The 13715-nt window shown below is 54.9% G+C and carries 16 protein-coding genes; 13 read left to right on the top strand and 3 right to left on the bottom strand.

What is annotated here, in order from left to right:
• Positions 1–100 precede the first annotated feature (100 nt).
• Both LEP6406_RS0206905 and mtnA read right to left on the bottom strand, forming a co-directional pair.
• Positions 101–469: a DUF1823 family protein gene (locus LEP6406_RS0206905; RefSeq protein WP_008312149.1), complete on the bottom strand. Its 369-nt coding sequence runs from the start codon at positions 467–469 to the stop codon at positions 101–103.
• 373 nt (positions 470–842) lie between these two features.
• A complete protein-coding gene (gene mtnA / locus LEP6406_RS0206900) occupies positions 843–1892 on the bottom strand; it encodes an S-methyl-5-thioribose-1-phosphate isomerase (protein WP_008312151.1) in 1050 nt (349 codons plus the stop codon).
• 68 nt (positions 1893–1960) lie between these two features.
• Between mtnA and LEP6406_RS0206895 the strand changes: the two genes are divergently transcribed.
• The 10 genes from LEP6406_RS0206895 to LEP6406_RS0206855 all read left to right on the top strand — a co-directional run bounded on the left by LEP6406_RS0206895 (position 1961) and on the right by LEP6406_RS0206855 (position 9882).
• On the top strand, positions 1961–3166 hold the full coding sequence (locus LEP6406_RS0206895; protein WP_225886445.1) for a glycosyltransferase family 2 protein: 1206 nt from the start codon (positions 1961–1963) through the stop codon (positions 3164–3166).
• Positions 3167–3359: 193 nt separating this feature from the next.
• Positions 3360–3941, top strand: a complete 582-nt coding sequence (locus tag LEP6406_RS0206890) for a DUF2808 domain-containing protein (protein ID WP_008312155.1) — start codon at positions 3360–3362, stop codon at positions 3939–3941.
• A gap of 232 nt (positions 3942–4173) precedes the next feature.
• On the top strand, positions 4174–4743 hold the full coding sequence (locus LEP6406_RS0206885; protein ID WP_008312157.1) for a plasmid pRiA4b ORF-3 family protein: 570 nt from the start codon (positions 4174–4176) through the stop codon (positions 4741–4743).
• A gap of 143 nt (positions 4744–4886) precedes the next feature.
• A complete protein-coding gene (rpmH, locus tag LEP6406_RS30975; protein WP_008312159.1) occupies positions 4887–5024 on the top strand; it encodes a 50S ribosomal protein L34 in 138 nt (45 codons plus the stop codon).
• Between the two features lie 66 nt (positions 5025–5090).
• Positions 5091–5471: a ribonuclease P protein component gene (gene rnpA / locus LEP6406_RS30970; RefSeq protein WP_008312161.1), complete on the top strand. Its 381-nt coding sequence runs from the start codon at positions 5091–5093 to the stop codon at positions 5469–5471.
• A complete protein-coding gene (locus tag LEP6406_RS0206875) occupies positions 5443–5835 on the top strand; it encodes a PH domain-containing protein (protein WP_008312163.1) in 393 nt (130 codons plus the stop codon). The genes rnpA and LEP6406_RS0206875 overlap by 29 nt, the downstream gene beginning before the upstream one ends.
• A gap of 286 nt (positions 5836–6121) precedes the next feature.
• Positions 6122–7273: a membrane protein insertase YidC gene (gene yidC / locus LEP6406_RS0206870; RefSeq protein WP_008312165.1), complete on the top strand. Its 1152-nt coding sequence runs from the start codon at positions 6122–6124 to the stop codon at positions 7271–7273.
• 2 nt (positions 7274–7275) lie between these two features.
• Positions 7276–7764 carry a Jag family protein gene (locus LEP6406_RS0206865; RefSeq protein WP_008312167.1) on the top strand — a complete coding sequence of 163 codons (489 nt, stop codon included), beginning with the start codon at positions 7276–7278 and terminating at the stop codon, positions 7762–7764.
• A gap of 68 nt (positions 7765–7832) precedes the next feature.
• Entirely contained in the window at positions 7833–8348 is a 516-nt protein-coding gene (locus LEP6406_RS0206860) for a YceD family protein (RefSeq protein WP_008312169.1), read from the top strand.
• Positions 8349–8355: 7 nt separating this feature from the next.
• The gene (locus LEP6406_RS0206855) at positions 8356–9882 is read left to right on the top strand and encodes an AAA family ATPase (protein WP_008312171.1); all 1527 of its coding nucleotides are present in this window, start codon (positions 8356–8358) and stop codon (positions 9880–9882) included.
• 183 nt (positions 9883–10065) lie between these two features.
• Here LEP6406_RS0206855 and LEP6406_RS0206850 read toward each other — a convergent pair whose 3' ends face one another.
• Positions 10066–10536, bottom strand: a complete 471-nt coding sequence (locus tag LEP6406_RS0206850) for a hypothetical protein (RefSeq protein WP_008312174.1) — start codon at positions 10534–10536, stop codon at positions 10066–10068.
• Positions 10537–10960: 424 nt separating this feature from the next.
• On the opposite strand from LEP6406_RS0206850, the gene LEP6406_RS0206845 reads away from it, so the two are divergent.
• The 3 genes from LEP6406_RS0206845 to LEP6406_RS0206835 all read left to right on the top strand — a co-directional run bounded on the left by LEP6406_RS0206845 (position 10961) and on the right by LEP6406_RS0206835 (position 13537).
• Positions 10961–11629: a sigma-70 family RNA polymerase sigma factor gene (locus tag LEP6406_RS0206845; RefSeq protein WP_008312176.1), complete on the top strand. Its 669-nt coding sequence runs from the start codon at positions 10961–10963 to the stop codon at positions 11627–11629.
• 258 nt (positions 11630–11887) lie between these two features.
• Positions 11888–12451, top strand: a complete 564-nt coding sequence (locus tag LEP6406_RS26900; protein ID WP_008312178.1) for an anti-sigma factor family protein — start codon at positions 11888–11890, stop codon at positions 12449–12451.
• A 465-nt stretch (positions 12452–12916) separates the two neighbouring features.
• Positions 12917–13537 (top strand): hypothetical protein, encoded by a 621-nt coding sequence (locus LEP6406_RS0206835; RefSeq protein ID WP_008312180.1) that lies wholly within the window; start codon positions 12917–12919, stop codon positions 13535–13537.
• Positions 13538–13715: the final 178 nt, after the last annotated feature.

Raw genomic sequence — 13715 nt, 5'->3', positions numbered from 1 at the left:
ACCCTCTGCATTGGGCGCGGAAACCGCGCCCCTACGGGATATTAAATTCAAAATTCCTGTCACCTGTCGCCTGTCACCTGTCACCCCACCCAACACCCCATCACCCCTCCTCCTTCATCCGACTCAGCAACCAATTCGCCATGGTCGCCCGCCGGGTAAGCCGGGGAATAAGCTGATCTACGGAATAGCCCTTGAAGCCTAGGACATCCTTCAAAAGCTGTTTATTCTCCGGGGGAATGGAGCGGGTAAGCTGCACCGTGGCGGGACGGCTCTCGATAAAGTTAGGGGCTTGGGGATACTTCTCAGCCCACTGGGGAGGCGTGGACGGTCCCGCTTGCCAGGTGTCGGCGGCATCATCGTAGCCATAGCCTAGGTGATGCCACACCAGAGCATTCACGGTAGCGTCATCCAGAACCTCGTTGAGGATATCCCAGAGGGTATCGGTGGTTAGGGGCGGTAGGTCATTCATGGGGCAGGTCAAGTCCGGCTGGGGAAGGGCTGGGGAACGGCGTGTCCTATGTGCCCGTTGCCCTCAGCATACCGATTTCCAGGTTAGGGATTTGCGAAAAAAATCCCCGACTGGGGTACAGCCGGGGAGTTGTTAGTACGTTTCTTGGGAGTGCTCGTGCTCTCGTCATCTTCAGGGAACAACTTGAGAACCCTTGACCTTTACGGTCCATCTCCTTACGGTATGTGGGGTTCTTCACCGTTGCTATGGTTCTAGCTTGCCCTAGCATCAGGTCTGATGTGATACACTTCACCAAACCTTGTTGCCTTCGATACATTTATTTCACAATTCGTTCTCGATGGCTCCCCTAGGCATCCCAGCACAGAATCCTGCCTTACACCTTGGCATAGTGCTGTTTGAGGGACTCGATGTAGGGGGCACGGAGAATGCCTCGGTCCGTAATTAGCCCTGTCACTAGAGTATGGGGGGTGACATCAAAGGCGGGGTTGCGCACGGAGATGTTCAAGGGGGCAGTGCGGCGATCCCCAAAGTGGGTCACCTCCGCCTCGCCGCGCTCCTCAATCACGATGGTGCGGCCCTCGGCGGTGGCAAAGTCGATGGTGGAGTAGGGGCAAGCGACATAGAAGGGAATGCCGAAATATTGGGCCGCGATCGCAACTCCTAATGTGCCAATCTTGTTGGCCACATCTCCATTTGCCGCCACCCGGTCGGTCCCTACAATCACCAGATCGATTAATCCCTGACCCATGAGATGGGCAGCCATGTTGTCACAGATCAGAGTTACATCCAGGCCACTCTGCTGGAGTTCCCAACTGGTCAGTCGGGCTCCTTGGAGCAGGGGTCGGGTTTCATCGGCATAGACCCGAAACTCCACCCCCTGCTGGTGGGCCAAGTACAGCGGCGCTAGGGCAGTCCCCAACTCCGAGGTAGCCAAGGCTCCGGCATTACAGTGGGTGAGTATCCCCATTCCGGGCTGGATCAGGGGCAGACCGTGCTCACCAATGGCACGGCAGAGACGGCGATCTTCGTCATGGATTTTGATCGCCTCCTGTTCCAATGTGATCAAAATCGTTGCCGGATCTTCCTCCCCCAGTCTCCGAGCGACAGTGACCATACGGGTCAGCGCCCAGTGCAAATTCACGGCGGTGGGACGGGCGCTGTCCAGGTAGGCGGCAAGGCGCTCTAGTTCCCCGAGGAAATCGGGGGGGGACAACTGGATCTGCGATCGCAGTCCCACCACCAAACCATAGGCTCCAGCAATACCAATGGCGGGAGCTCCCCGCACCTTGAGTTGCTTGATGGCATCCCACACCTGCTCCACAGTGTCCTGTTTCTCAATCACCGTTGCCAGGGGCAACTGAGTCTGATCCAAAAGGTACAGATCTGCGCCGTCCCAGTGGATGCTGGTAGGTAGGGTAGCCATGGCGATTGCCTCCAAACGTTTATGATTCCCCGTAGTGATGTTAGCGGACTCTAGGAATGCAAATCATCGTGGCATGGGGGTTTGGAACCTGGGGGCTATTAGCGGTAGTTGCGATCGCGGCGAATTTGATTTTTCAATCTCGGTTGAATCGCTCGCTCAAATCAGCCCCCGTCTTGCTGCCCCTAAAAGACCTGCCTCCACAACTCCCCAGAGTCACGGTGGTCATCCCCGCCTACAACGAAGCGGTGAACCTGAGGCCCTGCCTAGAGGCGGTGCTAGCCAGCCACCTACCAGACCCCAGCCATCTCCAGGTCATTGTCGCGGATGATGAGTCCACCGATGAGACCGCCGCGATCGCGCAGCACTTCGCCGCCTGCGATACCCGCATCACCGCCTTCACGGTGCCACCGCGCCCCACCGATGTGGCATGGCAGGGGAAAAACTGGGCCTGCACCAATGGCGTGGAGCGGGCCACGGGGGACTATTGGCTATTCATCGATGCCGATGTACGGTTAGAACCAGATGCGATCGCGATTGCGGTGATGGAGGCGGAACGCACCCAAGCAGACCTCCTCAGTTGCGCCCCCACCATCCTCTGCGGCTGCCTAGCGGAATGGCTGGTACAACCCCTCGTGATTGCCCTGATTGCGGTAGGCTTTGACTTCACCCCAGTCAATGATCCTGCCCAGCCGGACAAAGCCTTTGCCGCTGGGCCTTTTATGCTATTTCGCCCCAGCGCCTACAACCAAATTGGCGGCCATCGGGCCGTCGCCGCCACCGCCCTAGAGGATGTCACCCTAGCTCGACGCATCAAGGCAGCAGGGCTCAAACTGCGCTACGTGCTGGCAGGGGCTCCCATTAAGGTCCGCATGTACGAAAATTTTGCTGGGCTCTGGGAGGGCTGGACCAAAAACTTTCACCTAGGAGCCAATCGTCAGGTCGGAACAACCCTCTTCGCTGCCCTAGCAGTAAAGCTAATCTTTGTCCTGCCCTGGAGTTTGGCCCTAGGGGCAGGACTGGTTGCGATCGCAAACCCCGCTCCCACAACAGCCGCGATTGCCCTAGTCGGCATCAGCATCCTGGCCCTGCACCTGCGGTTGCGCCTTTCCCTAGCGCAACAACTGGGCGTCCCCCCCCGATACCTTTGGCTGGGCTGGCTGGGGGGCTTACTGATGACCGCCATTCCCCTCGTCTCCATCATCAAAGTAGAAACTGGCTGGGGTTGGACTTGGCGGGGTCGCCCCCTGGCCAATGCCCCCCAAGAGTCACCCTGACCCGCCCAACGGTCACCATGAACAATGTTAAAATTCCATCGCAGAACCAAAGGCATCGGTTAAGCAGCCAGCGTTGACGCTGCCCCTAGCCCAGTCTCCTGTCAGCAAGGGCACTTGATAGCCTACGCCCGCGTCATGGGGACAGCAGAGAAGAAACGTTCTGGGAACGCAAATCCAATTGGAGGTTCAACACATGGGTTCTAAAAGCTGGCTTCGTAATTTGACCTTAAGCGCCATCGCTGTCGCCGGATTCGGCGTCGTGGGCGGACAAACCGCCATCCAGGCTACCCCGGCTCTAGCCCAGCTCACCCAAACCTGTCAGGGCCTCACCCTCTTTGGGGGGGTTGAGAGTGAATATCGTCTGGGCTACTGCCTAGACAACAACAGCCGTCGCAATACCCGCGCCCGCTACTACCTGTATGTGGGGGGACGCACCTTTACCCGCGACATCATTGAGCTACAAATTAGCTACCCTGAAGCCTTTGAAGAGGAGCGGGGACATTTTAACAACGCCACCATTGAACTGCGGGAAGGGACAGGCCGAGGGGGTGCCACGATTCCCATCAGCGAAGTCGTGGTCGATAGCGATCGCAACATGATCGAGATCTATCCTGAAAATCCCATCCCTGGAAATCGCAACTTTATGGTGGTGATCTCCAGCGTCCGCAACCCCAACAACTTTGGCGTGCACAACTTTAATCTAGACGCCATGTTCCAGGGAGACAGCTTCCGGCGCTTTGTCGGCGTTTGGCCCCTAGACGTGGCTGCTCAGTAGACCCAATTGGGTCAGTCGGGGTATGGGGTAAAGCCTGATTAGGCCGTTTCTCGCAAAGGAATGAGGATTCTTGGGTATCAACTCAAAGCGGGACAAATCTCTTGGGGAGGAGTTAGGCGTTAGGAGCCAGAATCCAGGAGAGTAGTGGATTCTGACTCCTGAATTCTTCGGAACCAATATTGTCTCGGCTTACGTTGATACCCAAAAATAGTCTTTTTCCCCTATTGTTCTAATGCCTGCTCGCAAACAGCCCATCTACCAGCTCAAAGTCGCCCTGAGAGGCAGCCGTCCGCCGATCTGGCGACGAATCCAGGTGCCCAGCACCATAACCCTGGCTCAACTCCATCAGGTGATTCAGACCAGCATGGGCTGGTACAACTGTCACCTCCATGAATTTGAGATTCAGGGTCAAACCTATGGCCAGCCAATGCCAGAATATGATGAGTTTGGCATTAAAGATGAAGGCCGCATCCGGCTGGACAAGGTGATTTCAGGGGAGAAATTCAAGTTTTCCTACATATATGACATGGGAGATGGCTGGGATCACCAGATTCTGGTGGAAAAAATCCTACCCCCTGACCCTGAAGTGTCATATCCCCTCTGCGTCAAGGGCAAGCGAGCCTGCCCTCCAGAGGACTGCGGTGGGATTTGGGGCTATGCCGAATTTCTGACAACCATCCAAGATCCCAGCCAGGATGACCATGACTCCATGCTGGAATGGGTGGGGGGTAGCTTCGATCCAGAAGCGTTTGACCTAGAGGAGATCAATCGCCAGCTCAAACACGAATTTGCTGGCGGTTGATCTCCTCACCGAAGCCCGATAGGTCTATATCAATATCAATGCCAACACATCAGTAACCCTAGACAAGGAGCTGATGATGATACAATTACGGATTGTGTCTTTGGTTAGCCAAAACACCTGCACCCATCTGGAGAAAAACAGCTATGACTAAGCGCACTTTGGGAGGAACGGTTCGCAAGCGCAAGCGGACTTCTGGCTTCCGTGCCCGGATGAGAACGCCAACCGGACGGCGGGTGATTGCCACCCGGCGACGTAGAGGGCGGGCTCGACTGGCGGTCTAGATTCTCTACTTTTCTTGAGGCTCTAGACCCTGACAGATTGCCCCCATATCGGTTCTACCCAGCACCTTGGCCCTGCCTAAGTCTCTCCGCCTCCATCGTTCTGATGCCTTCTCCGCTGTGCATCGACAGGGGCGTCGTCGTCGCTCTGATCACCTCAGCGTGGGAGTTTTGCCTATCCGCAACTCCCCAGAGCCCCACTCCTCCCGCTTTGGCATCACAGTGAGCAAAAAGGTGAGTAAGCGAGCTGTAGTTCGCAATCGTCTTAAGCGTCAGATTAGCGCCGCTCTTCAGCAGCTTTTGCCTGCGATCCAGAACAGCTACTGGGTAGTGGTAGTGGTGCGTCCTCCAGCGGTGGAATGCACCTACCGTCAATTTCTGCGAGAATTGAGTCAATTGTTGGCAGATCTTGAGGTGATCGATGGGGATTCGAGAGGACGTTTACTATGAGGGTGGCCCCCACATCGGGGATTTGATTCTCAATGTGTTACTGGGCTTCACAGTGATTTGCCTACCCTTGACGGTGGGAGCCATTGTGCGGGCATTTTGGTTGCGCTATCGCATCACCAATCGGCGCATTTCGGTGAGCGGTGGATGGATGGGTCAGACCCGCTCCGACATCATCTACTCAGAGGTGGCTAAGGTGGTCACAGTGCCTCGGGGCTTTGGCTTTTGGGGTGATATGGTGGTCACCCTCAAGGATGGGAGTCGCCTCGAACTGCGAGCCATACCCAAGTTCAGAGATCTCTCTGACTACATCAACGACAAGATTTCACCTAAAGCCCAAGCCGCCAGCGGGGCAATTGGCAGCTAGGGGCTGTGGACAATCACAGTCGGATTCCTGCTTATGGGGCGGTTCCAGCCCCTAGCTTGATTCCGTAGGGCGGGGCGTGATCAGACCTACCTCGCAAGGGTTTTCTCGTTAATTGTCCACACGCCCTAGGCTTTAAGGTTCCACCCATCTTAGAAATATTTCTGGGAGTGAACCAAAAGTTTTTGGGGGTCACTCACTACAGCTTCCCCAGGATGTGACGCTTTTCGATAGAGTAGGGTCAGACTTAAAGTTGTATAAACACCAGGCAGGTTGAGGTAGAGCACGCATGGATTTTGGGATCGGATTCCTGTCGAACAACATCATGCTGCCAATCCTGGATTTTTTCTACGGGGTTGTGCCGAGCTACGGACTCGCGATCGTGGCGCTGACCTTGGTGATCCGATTTGCGCTCTATCCGCTGAACGCGGGATCTATCCGCAATATGCGCCGGATGAAGGTCGCCCAGCCCGTGATGCAGAAGCGGGTGAAGGAGGTCCAGGATCGCTATAAGGATGATCCAACCAAGCTCCAAGAGGAAATGAGCAAGGTCTATAAGGACTTTGGCAACCCCCTTGCAGGCTGTTTCCCAGTGCTGTTGCAGATGCCAGTACTGTTTGCCCTGTTTGCGACCCTGCGGGGATCACCCTTCGCTGACATTACGTACCCTGTGAATCTGCAAATTGTGCCCCAGGAGCAGATCGAGCAGGTTCAAATCCAACCTTTGACCAGTGGTCCCAAGAGTCTCTACATCACTGATGGTATTCACTTTCCTGTATCAGCGGTGGTGCCCAGTGGTAACCGACTGGCGGTGGGTGACCAAACCGATGTAACCCTCCAGACCTCTGAAGGCAAAAGCTTAGGCACCCTAACGGAAGAGTACGATTCCAGTCATCCCCTAGATCTGCAATGGCAGGTCACCAAGGGTCAAGAACTAGTCGCTGTTAGCCCCGAGGGCCACATCACCGCGATCGCGCCGGGAGATGTCACGGTCCAGGCCAAGGTATCGGGATTGGCCTCCAACAAGGGCTTCCTTTTTATCAAAGCCCTTGGACGAGTGGGAGTAACTGGAGATGATGGCACCATCCACTGGGACATCTTGATTATGGTGCTGTTCTTCGGGGTTAGTCTCTATGTGAACCAACTGCTCTCGGGCCAAGGCCAGCAGAGCGACAATCCTCAGCAGAACGCCATTAACAAGTTCACCCCCATCATTTTCTCCGGCATGTTTCTTTTCTTCCCCCTCCCTGCCGGGGTGCTGATGTACATGCTGATTGCCAACATGTTCCAGACCCTCCAAACTTTTATTCTGTCGCGGGAACCCCTGCCGGAAAACCTCCAAAAAATTGTGGATGCTCAGGAAAGTGGTAAGTCTAAAGAAGAGGGTGGACGTCAGACTCTACCCTTTGAACCAGGACGTTCCAAGAAGAAGGCATCCTAGCCATGGGTGAGCAGGCGAAGCAAATCGGTGTTGACTGGTTGGAGCGCCTAGTGGCACTCCAGGGCCTTTCTACATCGATTACAGCGGCTTGGGTAGAGGATGAGGCGGGGTCAAGCTGTTGGCTCACTCTAGATGAGGGGGCATTTTCCCCAGAACAGGTGGCTCAACTCCAGGGGGATCGGGGTGAAGTGCTGGATGCAATGCAGTATCTGGCCAATACCATTCTCAATCTGGGGCGATCGCCGGAGCAGCAGCAGGCTTATACCATCGAGCTAGCGGGATATCGCGCCCGACGACAGGAAGCCCTCAAAGCTCTGGCAGCGGCAGCGGCGGAAACGGTTCGCGCTACGGGTGAGGAATATGAAGTGGAACCGTTGTCTTCAGCAGAACGGCGGCAGATGCACCATATTCTGAAGGGCTATGAAGGACTGGAAACCTTCAGTCGAGGGAAGGAGCCGGACCGGCGCTTAGTCGTGCGGCCTGTACCTTAGCCATACATTTCTAGCGATAAATTGGGGCTGCTCTCAGGCCCCGTCTGTGGATCTTCGGAAGACCCGTGATGAATTCGATCTACATTCCCCATCTGCTAAGCGCGCCAGAACGGCAACGTAGCCTTGCCTTAGAAACCCGGTTTCCTGATTTGGATACCCTAATGCCGGTGCGGGGAGAGGTGAGAGTAAGGCACTGTACCACCTATTTGGAGGTCAGGGGGCGGGCGGAAACCATTGTTACCCTCACCTGCGATCGCTGTCTCCAACAGTACAACCATCGTCTCTCTCTAGACACCTCTGAGTTGATCTGGTTAGAGGAACCTCTGCCAGAGGGCGAAGCCTTGCCCCTAGAACGGGAGGTCAGTACGGAAGACTTGGTGGAAACCCTGGCTCCCCGAGGGCATTTCGACCCTGAAACCTGGCTCTATGAGCAACTGTGCTTGGCGCTACCCCAGCGGAAAATCTGTGATGACCTGTGTCAGGGCATTCCCTTAAAAGATGACAATCCTGCACCGACAATGGAGGAGCACGATCACCGTTGGGCCGCCCTTGCTGCCTTAAAAGGGCAACTGCCAGAGCTTTAGAATCGCTATGGGCTTTATTGATGAACTAACTCTGCTCCTACGAGCCCGCTATCCGATCATCTATCTGGCCACCCAGGAGGAGGAGCGGGCAGAGCAGGCTATTGCCCACTGTGCTCGTCAGGAGGGCAACCGCAGCCTGTATGTATGGGACTTTGTCGATGGGTATCAGGGCAACCCCAACGATGCCGGAGCGGCCCGTCGCAATCCCCTCCAGGCCCTAGAGCAGGTGGAGAAGCTCCCTGCCACCGTCGCTGCCGTTTTTGTGCTGCGGGATTTCCACCGCTTTCTGGATGATGTTGCGATCGCACGTCAATTGCGTAACCTAGCCCGTCGTCTCAAGTCCCAGCCCAAGAACTTGGTCATCTTAGCTCCCCAAGTCACCATCCCCGACGACCTCAGCGAAGTCGTGACCGTGGTATCCTTCGACCTCCCCGACGCCGAAACCATTCGCACCGAAGTCACCCGCCTTTTAGACGCCTGTGGTACCCGCCTGCGCGATCGCGATACTGAAGCACTGGTCCGGTCCTGCCAGGGACTCTCCATTGAACGCATCCGCCGGGTCTTAGCCCGAGGTATTGCCGCCCACGGCAAGTTTCGCCCCGAAGACATCGACCTCGTCCTAGAGGAAAAACGCCAAACTATTCGCCAGACCCAAATTCTCGACTTCTATCCCGCCACAGAGAGCATTGCCGATATCGGTGGTCTAGACAACCTCAAAGACTGGCTCCTACGCCGAGGTCAAGCCTTTTCCGATAAAGCCCGCCAGTACGGTCTACCCCATCCTCGCGGACTCTTGCTGGTGGGCATCCAGGGCACGGGAAAATCCTTGACGGCCAAGGCGATTGCCCACCATTGGCACCTGCCCCTCCTGCGCTTGGACGTGGGCCGTCTGTTTGCAGGGCTGGTAGGGGAATCAGAATCCCGCACCCGTCAGATGATCCAAATTAGTGAAGCTCTCGCCCCCTGCATCCTTTGGATCGACGAGATCGACAAAGCCTTTGCTGCTGTTGACGGTCGGGGAGATGGCGGCACCAGTAACCGAGTCTTTGGCACCTTTGTCACCTGGCTAGCAGAAAAAACCTCCCCCGTTTTTGTCGTCGCCACCGCCAATAACATCCAGACTCTACCCCCAGAAATGCTACGGCGCGGACGGTTCGACGAAATTTTCTTTGTTGGGTTACCCAGCCAAGAAGAACGCTGCGCCATTTTCAATGTTCACCTCTCTCGGCTCCGAGCCCATAACCTCCAGAGTTACGACCTCCCCCGTCTGGCCTACGAAACTCCCGACTTCTCCGGAGCCGAGATTGAACAGGCAATTATCGAAGCCATGCATTTGGGCTTCAGCCAAAACCGGGACTTCACCACCGAAGATATCCTAGAGGCGGTCAGCCAGATGATTCCCCTAGCCCGCACCGCCCAGGAGCAAATTGAAGCCCTAAAGGACTGGGCTGCCGCTGGCCGTGCCCGCCTTGCCTCCCGCAACAGCGACCTCAGCACCCAATTACAAAATCGTCTCCGCCCCGAATCTTCTTGAAGAGGACATCAACGTAAGCCGAGACAATATGGGCTCCGAGGAATTCAGGAGTTAGGAGCCAGAATCTAGGAGAGTACTGAATTCTGACTCCTGGATTCTGGATTCTGACTCCTTGCTAAGGATCTCGGACTACGCTGAGGGATCGAGATTCCTCTCTCCGTTTCACTTCGCTCGGACCAGCCCTTAATCCTCCTGCCCCTCACGGGGACCCTGAAGCTCGGCTTCACGCCGCTCTAGGTCCGCCCGCTCTACCTTGAGACTCTTCTCTAGTTCCTGAATTTCATCGCGCCGTGCTGCTGCTTCTAAGGAGCGCCGATCCACCTCTTGACTTTCTAAGGTGAGGGACTGCCGCCATTGTTCTGCCCGCTCTACCTCCTTTTCCAGAAAATCAGGCGTGATGCCCCGCGCCAAGAAGGTGTCAATCAACTCCAACACCCAGGGCAGGGCGTCTTCAACAGCCTGGACTGTCATGTCGTCAGGATTGAGGCGTAACAGCACTAGGGTAGCCTCAGAAAACCCAATGGGACTATCGGTCTCCAGCCTCTGGGGCTCCGCCAAGCGTTCCCACATATAGCCTTCTATTTGCTGTGCTAGGAGCTGTAACGTTGCCCCCCCGAGGAAAGAGGCTTTATCCACCTTTGCCAGGTATCGCATGGGCCTTTCAGACGGTTACGGCTTGAGTATACCTCTCCCTTTCCCGGTCTTCAGCAGAGGCTGAAGGTAGAGTTTGTAGATGTGCCAAAAAAATGAGAGGCACATGACCACTATGACGGGGATAGACAATCACAGTACAACTCAACTAACACCTGTAGTGCATCGCCCTTCATAGCAGTCGCCAGTCCCGTTAGGACAAGACTAAAAGGCAATGTGCTTTGACACTAAGCATCAGCGATGTCCCCAGTGTCCTCAGCAAATTGACCAAAGCTATACCAAGTCCAGCTCGAAATCTGGAGTTTCCCCACCGGGAAAACCCCGCTTCTGGAGTTGGTCAAGGTTTATATATCCGGGCTTTGCCCCTATCTGGGCCAGGGCCATCCCATTTGTTTTTGTTTCCGCCGCGATTACTGGATCTACACCTATGAGTCAGTCATTATCCGCGCTCTGGTCTTCTTCCCCATTTCCCGTTGTGCTCAGACAGGTTCGGCCAGCCAACCTGTCTAACTATGACTTGATCCAACAGTGTCAAACCCAAAACCGTCCAGATAAGGTCATCTTTTCAGAACTGGTCCGCCGATACCAAAGTCATGTAGAGCGGTTGCTCTATCACTTGGCCCCAGACTGGTCTGATCGTGCCGATCTATCCCAAGAGGTATGGATTCGGGTCTATCGCCACATCCATCGGCTCCACGAGCCTAATCGATTTAAGGGCTGGCTCAGCCGAATTACTACCAACCTGTTTTACGATGAGTTGCGCAAGCGCAAGCGCCATAGGTCTCCCCTCTCCCTAGACGCACCTCGCCTTTTGGATGATGGTGAGGTGGATTGGGAGCTGCCCTCCCAAGAGCCCAGCCCCGTAGACACGATGATGACAGACGAGTTCTACGGACAATTACATAAAGCGATCGCAACCCTTCCCGAGGTTTTTCGCACCACTATCGTTCTGAGGGAGATTCAGGGCCTCAGCTACGAGGAAATTGCAGAGATTACAGGTGTTTCCCTCGGTACTGTCAAATCTCGCATTGCCCGCGCCCGCCATCGGCTACAGCACGATTTAAACGGATATTTACACGATGAGGCATTGGCCTAAATTCCTTCTTCAGGAGGTGGCCCTGTAAAAAAAAACAATCCTGAATGCCTCCAGTATGCAGATCTTCCGAGTATGATTGGATGCGATTAAAATATTGGCCAGTGGATTCAGAGGTTGATTGTTCCTACGTGTAGTCCGTGACTGTGTTAGCTTGACTCAAGCTAGGCTAGCAGCTAGGTTGCTCTGGGAACAGAACTGGAGCCATAGGCTTCTAAAGCTAAGGTGGGCTTTCTGCGATTACAGGGTACGGCAATTAATATGACTGCACACCGCAACCAATTTACTCTGCCCAAGATTGAATCTGAAAAAGACTGTTCACCAGGCACCTCCCAGGTACAAGAGCCCCTGACGCGGCAACTGGATGTGGTGAAGCGAGATCGCTTTGAGTTACTGAGTGCTTACCTAGATGGGGAGGTTACCCCTGAGGAGCGTCGGCTAGTACTTCAATGGCTGGAAGAGGATCCTACAACTCAATGTTTGTACCAGCGACTCCTTCACCTCAGAAATGGTTTTCATGTGTTGTGTCAATCTTCTTGGTCAGCCAATGCAGCGGATGCCACTGCTCAGAAGGTTGTAGACCGCCTCAATCATCGTTTTAACCTTACCTGTATGGCAGGGTTTGCAGCCTTAGCGGTGGCTGTTGTCGGGACCTTGTCTGGAGCCATCGGTGGGCGTCCTTTCGGTGGGTTACTCCAAACCGCAGGCGGATATCCCAGTGATGCTCCCCTCGAAATTGCTCTGGATCAGCCTGTGATTCCTATTCCCAAATCGGTAGTAGGCTCCCAACCCCAGCCCAAGCTGATGGATACTGAGCTTTATTAGGCTCTAATGCGGGAGGCGCACTTAGTTTTTGTGAGTGCGCAAGTCTCCTGACAAAATATCAACTCTTAAACAAATGTCCTTTCCCTTTGACTTCGGCAACAGCAATTGTTCTGAGGGGTCTGCGGTCAAATAACGTACCGACCAACCCGGTTTTCTCCCTTCGGGAGAGGCATAAGGGAATAGGGACTATATGGAATGCGATCGCAGCGCACATTACCCAGGTCACGGTCCTGTACTTTACCGTACAGGGCCGTCGCAGTGTCGGGGGCGGTAGTATCGAGGTTCCCTCTGCCGGGAAACGGCGGCGGATTCTGCCTGGGATCTGGCAGCAATGCATCGGGTCAGAAAGGAAGCGCCTAGGGACTATTGAGGGAATTTTCGAAATTCCTGCTCATGAAGTTGTAGCATCACCCTAGCCAGGCTTGAGTTCAAGCCGCTTTTTGTCCTGAACGCTTTAATCAGACTATGCCGACGACTCAACACCCCCTCCGTCGCGGGGCCGACCCTCGCCTTACCATTACCTACGATCGCGGGTGGAAAAATATTGTTCTCACCCTGGATGGCCAGGAACTCGCCAGCTACCCTAATCGCAAGGCGTTAGCCACCGCCCAAACCTTTACCCTAGAGGATGGATCTACCCTAAGCGTGCAGTTTCAACGGGGGCTAGATCTGCGGCTCAATGGCCAGCCCTTGCCAGATTCGGCCCAGGATCCGATGAAAGCCCTTGCCGGTGCCTATTTCATGGCCTATTTCCTGGCTGCCATGAACTTGATTATCGGTTTCGTATTTGTGGCTATGAACCCTGAACAGGGAGCACTGCTTCTGCTCACCATTATCACGGCAGTTATTTATGGCGTTTTGGGGTATTTGATCCATAAGCGACGATCGCTGCCAGCCTTGGTGCTGATCACTATCATCTACAGTGTGGACACGATAGTTGTTCTGGTGAACCAGGCGGCAAACGGCGGTAACATCGGCGTGGTTCTGCCTATTCGGATTGCCTTTTTGTTTGCCTTTATCCAGGGTTTTTCTGCCATTAAAGCATTGAAGCAAGAGGCCGAAACGACAGCGCCCAAGCTACTCTAGCTCGATCTCTACATCTAGCCAGTCACCTCACCAAGGTTGGAATACAGCTAAATCGTCCAGATCCGTTATCTTACCTGTGATACCTGAGTTCGACTTGGGCTGCGCTGCCCATCCGCCAGGGAATAAATTGCCCTGGCTCACCACAAATGTCCGTTAAAACGGACTTGCCCCCCTGCCC

Source organism: Leptolyngbya sp. PCC 6406 (genome assembly GCF_000332095.2).
Lineage (GTDB): Bacteria > Cyanobacteriota > Cyanobacteriia > Phormidesmidales > Phormidesmidaceae > PCC-6406.
The sequence above is the reverse complement of the archived record's forward strand: the minus strand, read 5'-3'. Positions and strand labels throughout refer to the sequence as shown.

Coding starts and splice junctions, on each gene's coding strand:
- LEP6406_RS0206905 (WP_008312149.1), bottom strand. CDS start 469: ATGAATGACCTACCGCCCCTAACCACCGATACCCTCTGGGATATCCTC.
- mtnA (WP_008312151.1), bottom strand. CDS start 1,892: ATGGCTACCCTACCTACCAGCATCCACTGGGACGGCGCAGATCTGTAC.
- LEP6406_RS0206890 (WP_008312155.1), top strand. CDS start 3,360: ATGGGTTCTAAAAGCTGGCTTCGTAATTTGACCTTAAGCGCCATCGCT.
- LEP6406_RS0206885 (WP_008312157.1), top strand. CDS start 4,174: ATGCCTGCTCGCAAACAGCCCATCTACCAGCTCAAAGTCGCCCTGAGA.
- rpmH (WP_008312159.1), top strand. CDS start 4,887: ATGACTAAGCGCACTTTGGGAGGAACGGTTCGCAAGCGCAAGCGGACT.
- LEP6406_RS0206875 (WP_008312163.1), top strand. CDS start 5,443: ATGGGGATTCGAGAGGACGTTTACTATGAGGGTGGCCCCCACATCGGG.
- yidC (WP_008312165.1), top strand. CDS start 6,122: ATGGATTTTGGGATCGGATTCCTGTCGAACAACATCATGCTGCCAATC.
- LEP6406_RS0206865 (WP_008312167.1), top strand. CDS start 7,276: ATGGGTGAGCAGGCGAAGCAAATCGGTGTTGACTGGTTGGAGCGCCTA.
- LEP6406_RS0206860 (WP_008312169.1), top strand. CDS start 7,833: ATGAATTCGATCTACATTCCCCATCTGCTAAGCGCGCCAGAACGGCAA.
- LEP6406_RS0206855 (WP_008312171.1), top strand. CDS start 8,356: ATGGGCTTTATTGATGAACTAACTCTGCTCCTACGAGCCCGCTATCCG.
- LEP6406_RS0206850 (WP_008312174.1), bottom strand. CDS start 10,536: ATGCGATACCTGGCAAAGGTGGATAAAGCCTCTTTCCTCGGGGGGGCA.
- LEP6406_RS0206845 (WP_008312176.1), top strand. CDS start 10,961: ATGAGTCAGTCATTATCCGCGCTCTGGTCTTCTTCCCCATTTCCCGTT.
- LEP6406_RS26900 (WP_008312178.1), top strand. CDS start 11,888: ATGACTGCACACCGCAACCAATTTACTCTGCCCAAGATTGAATCTGAA.
- LEP6406_RS0206835 (WP_008312180.1), top strand. CDS start 12,917: ATGCCGACGACTCAACACCCCCTCCGTCGCGGGGCCGACCCTCGCCTT.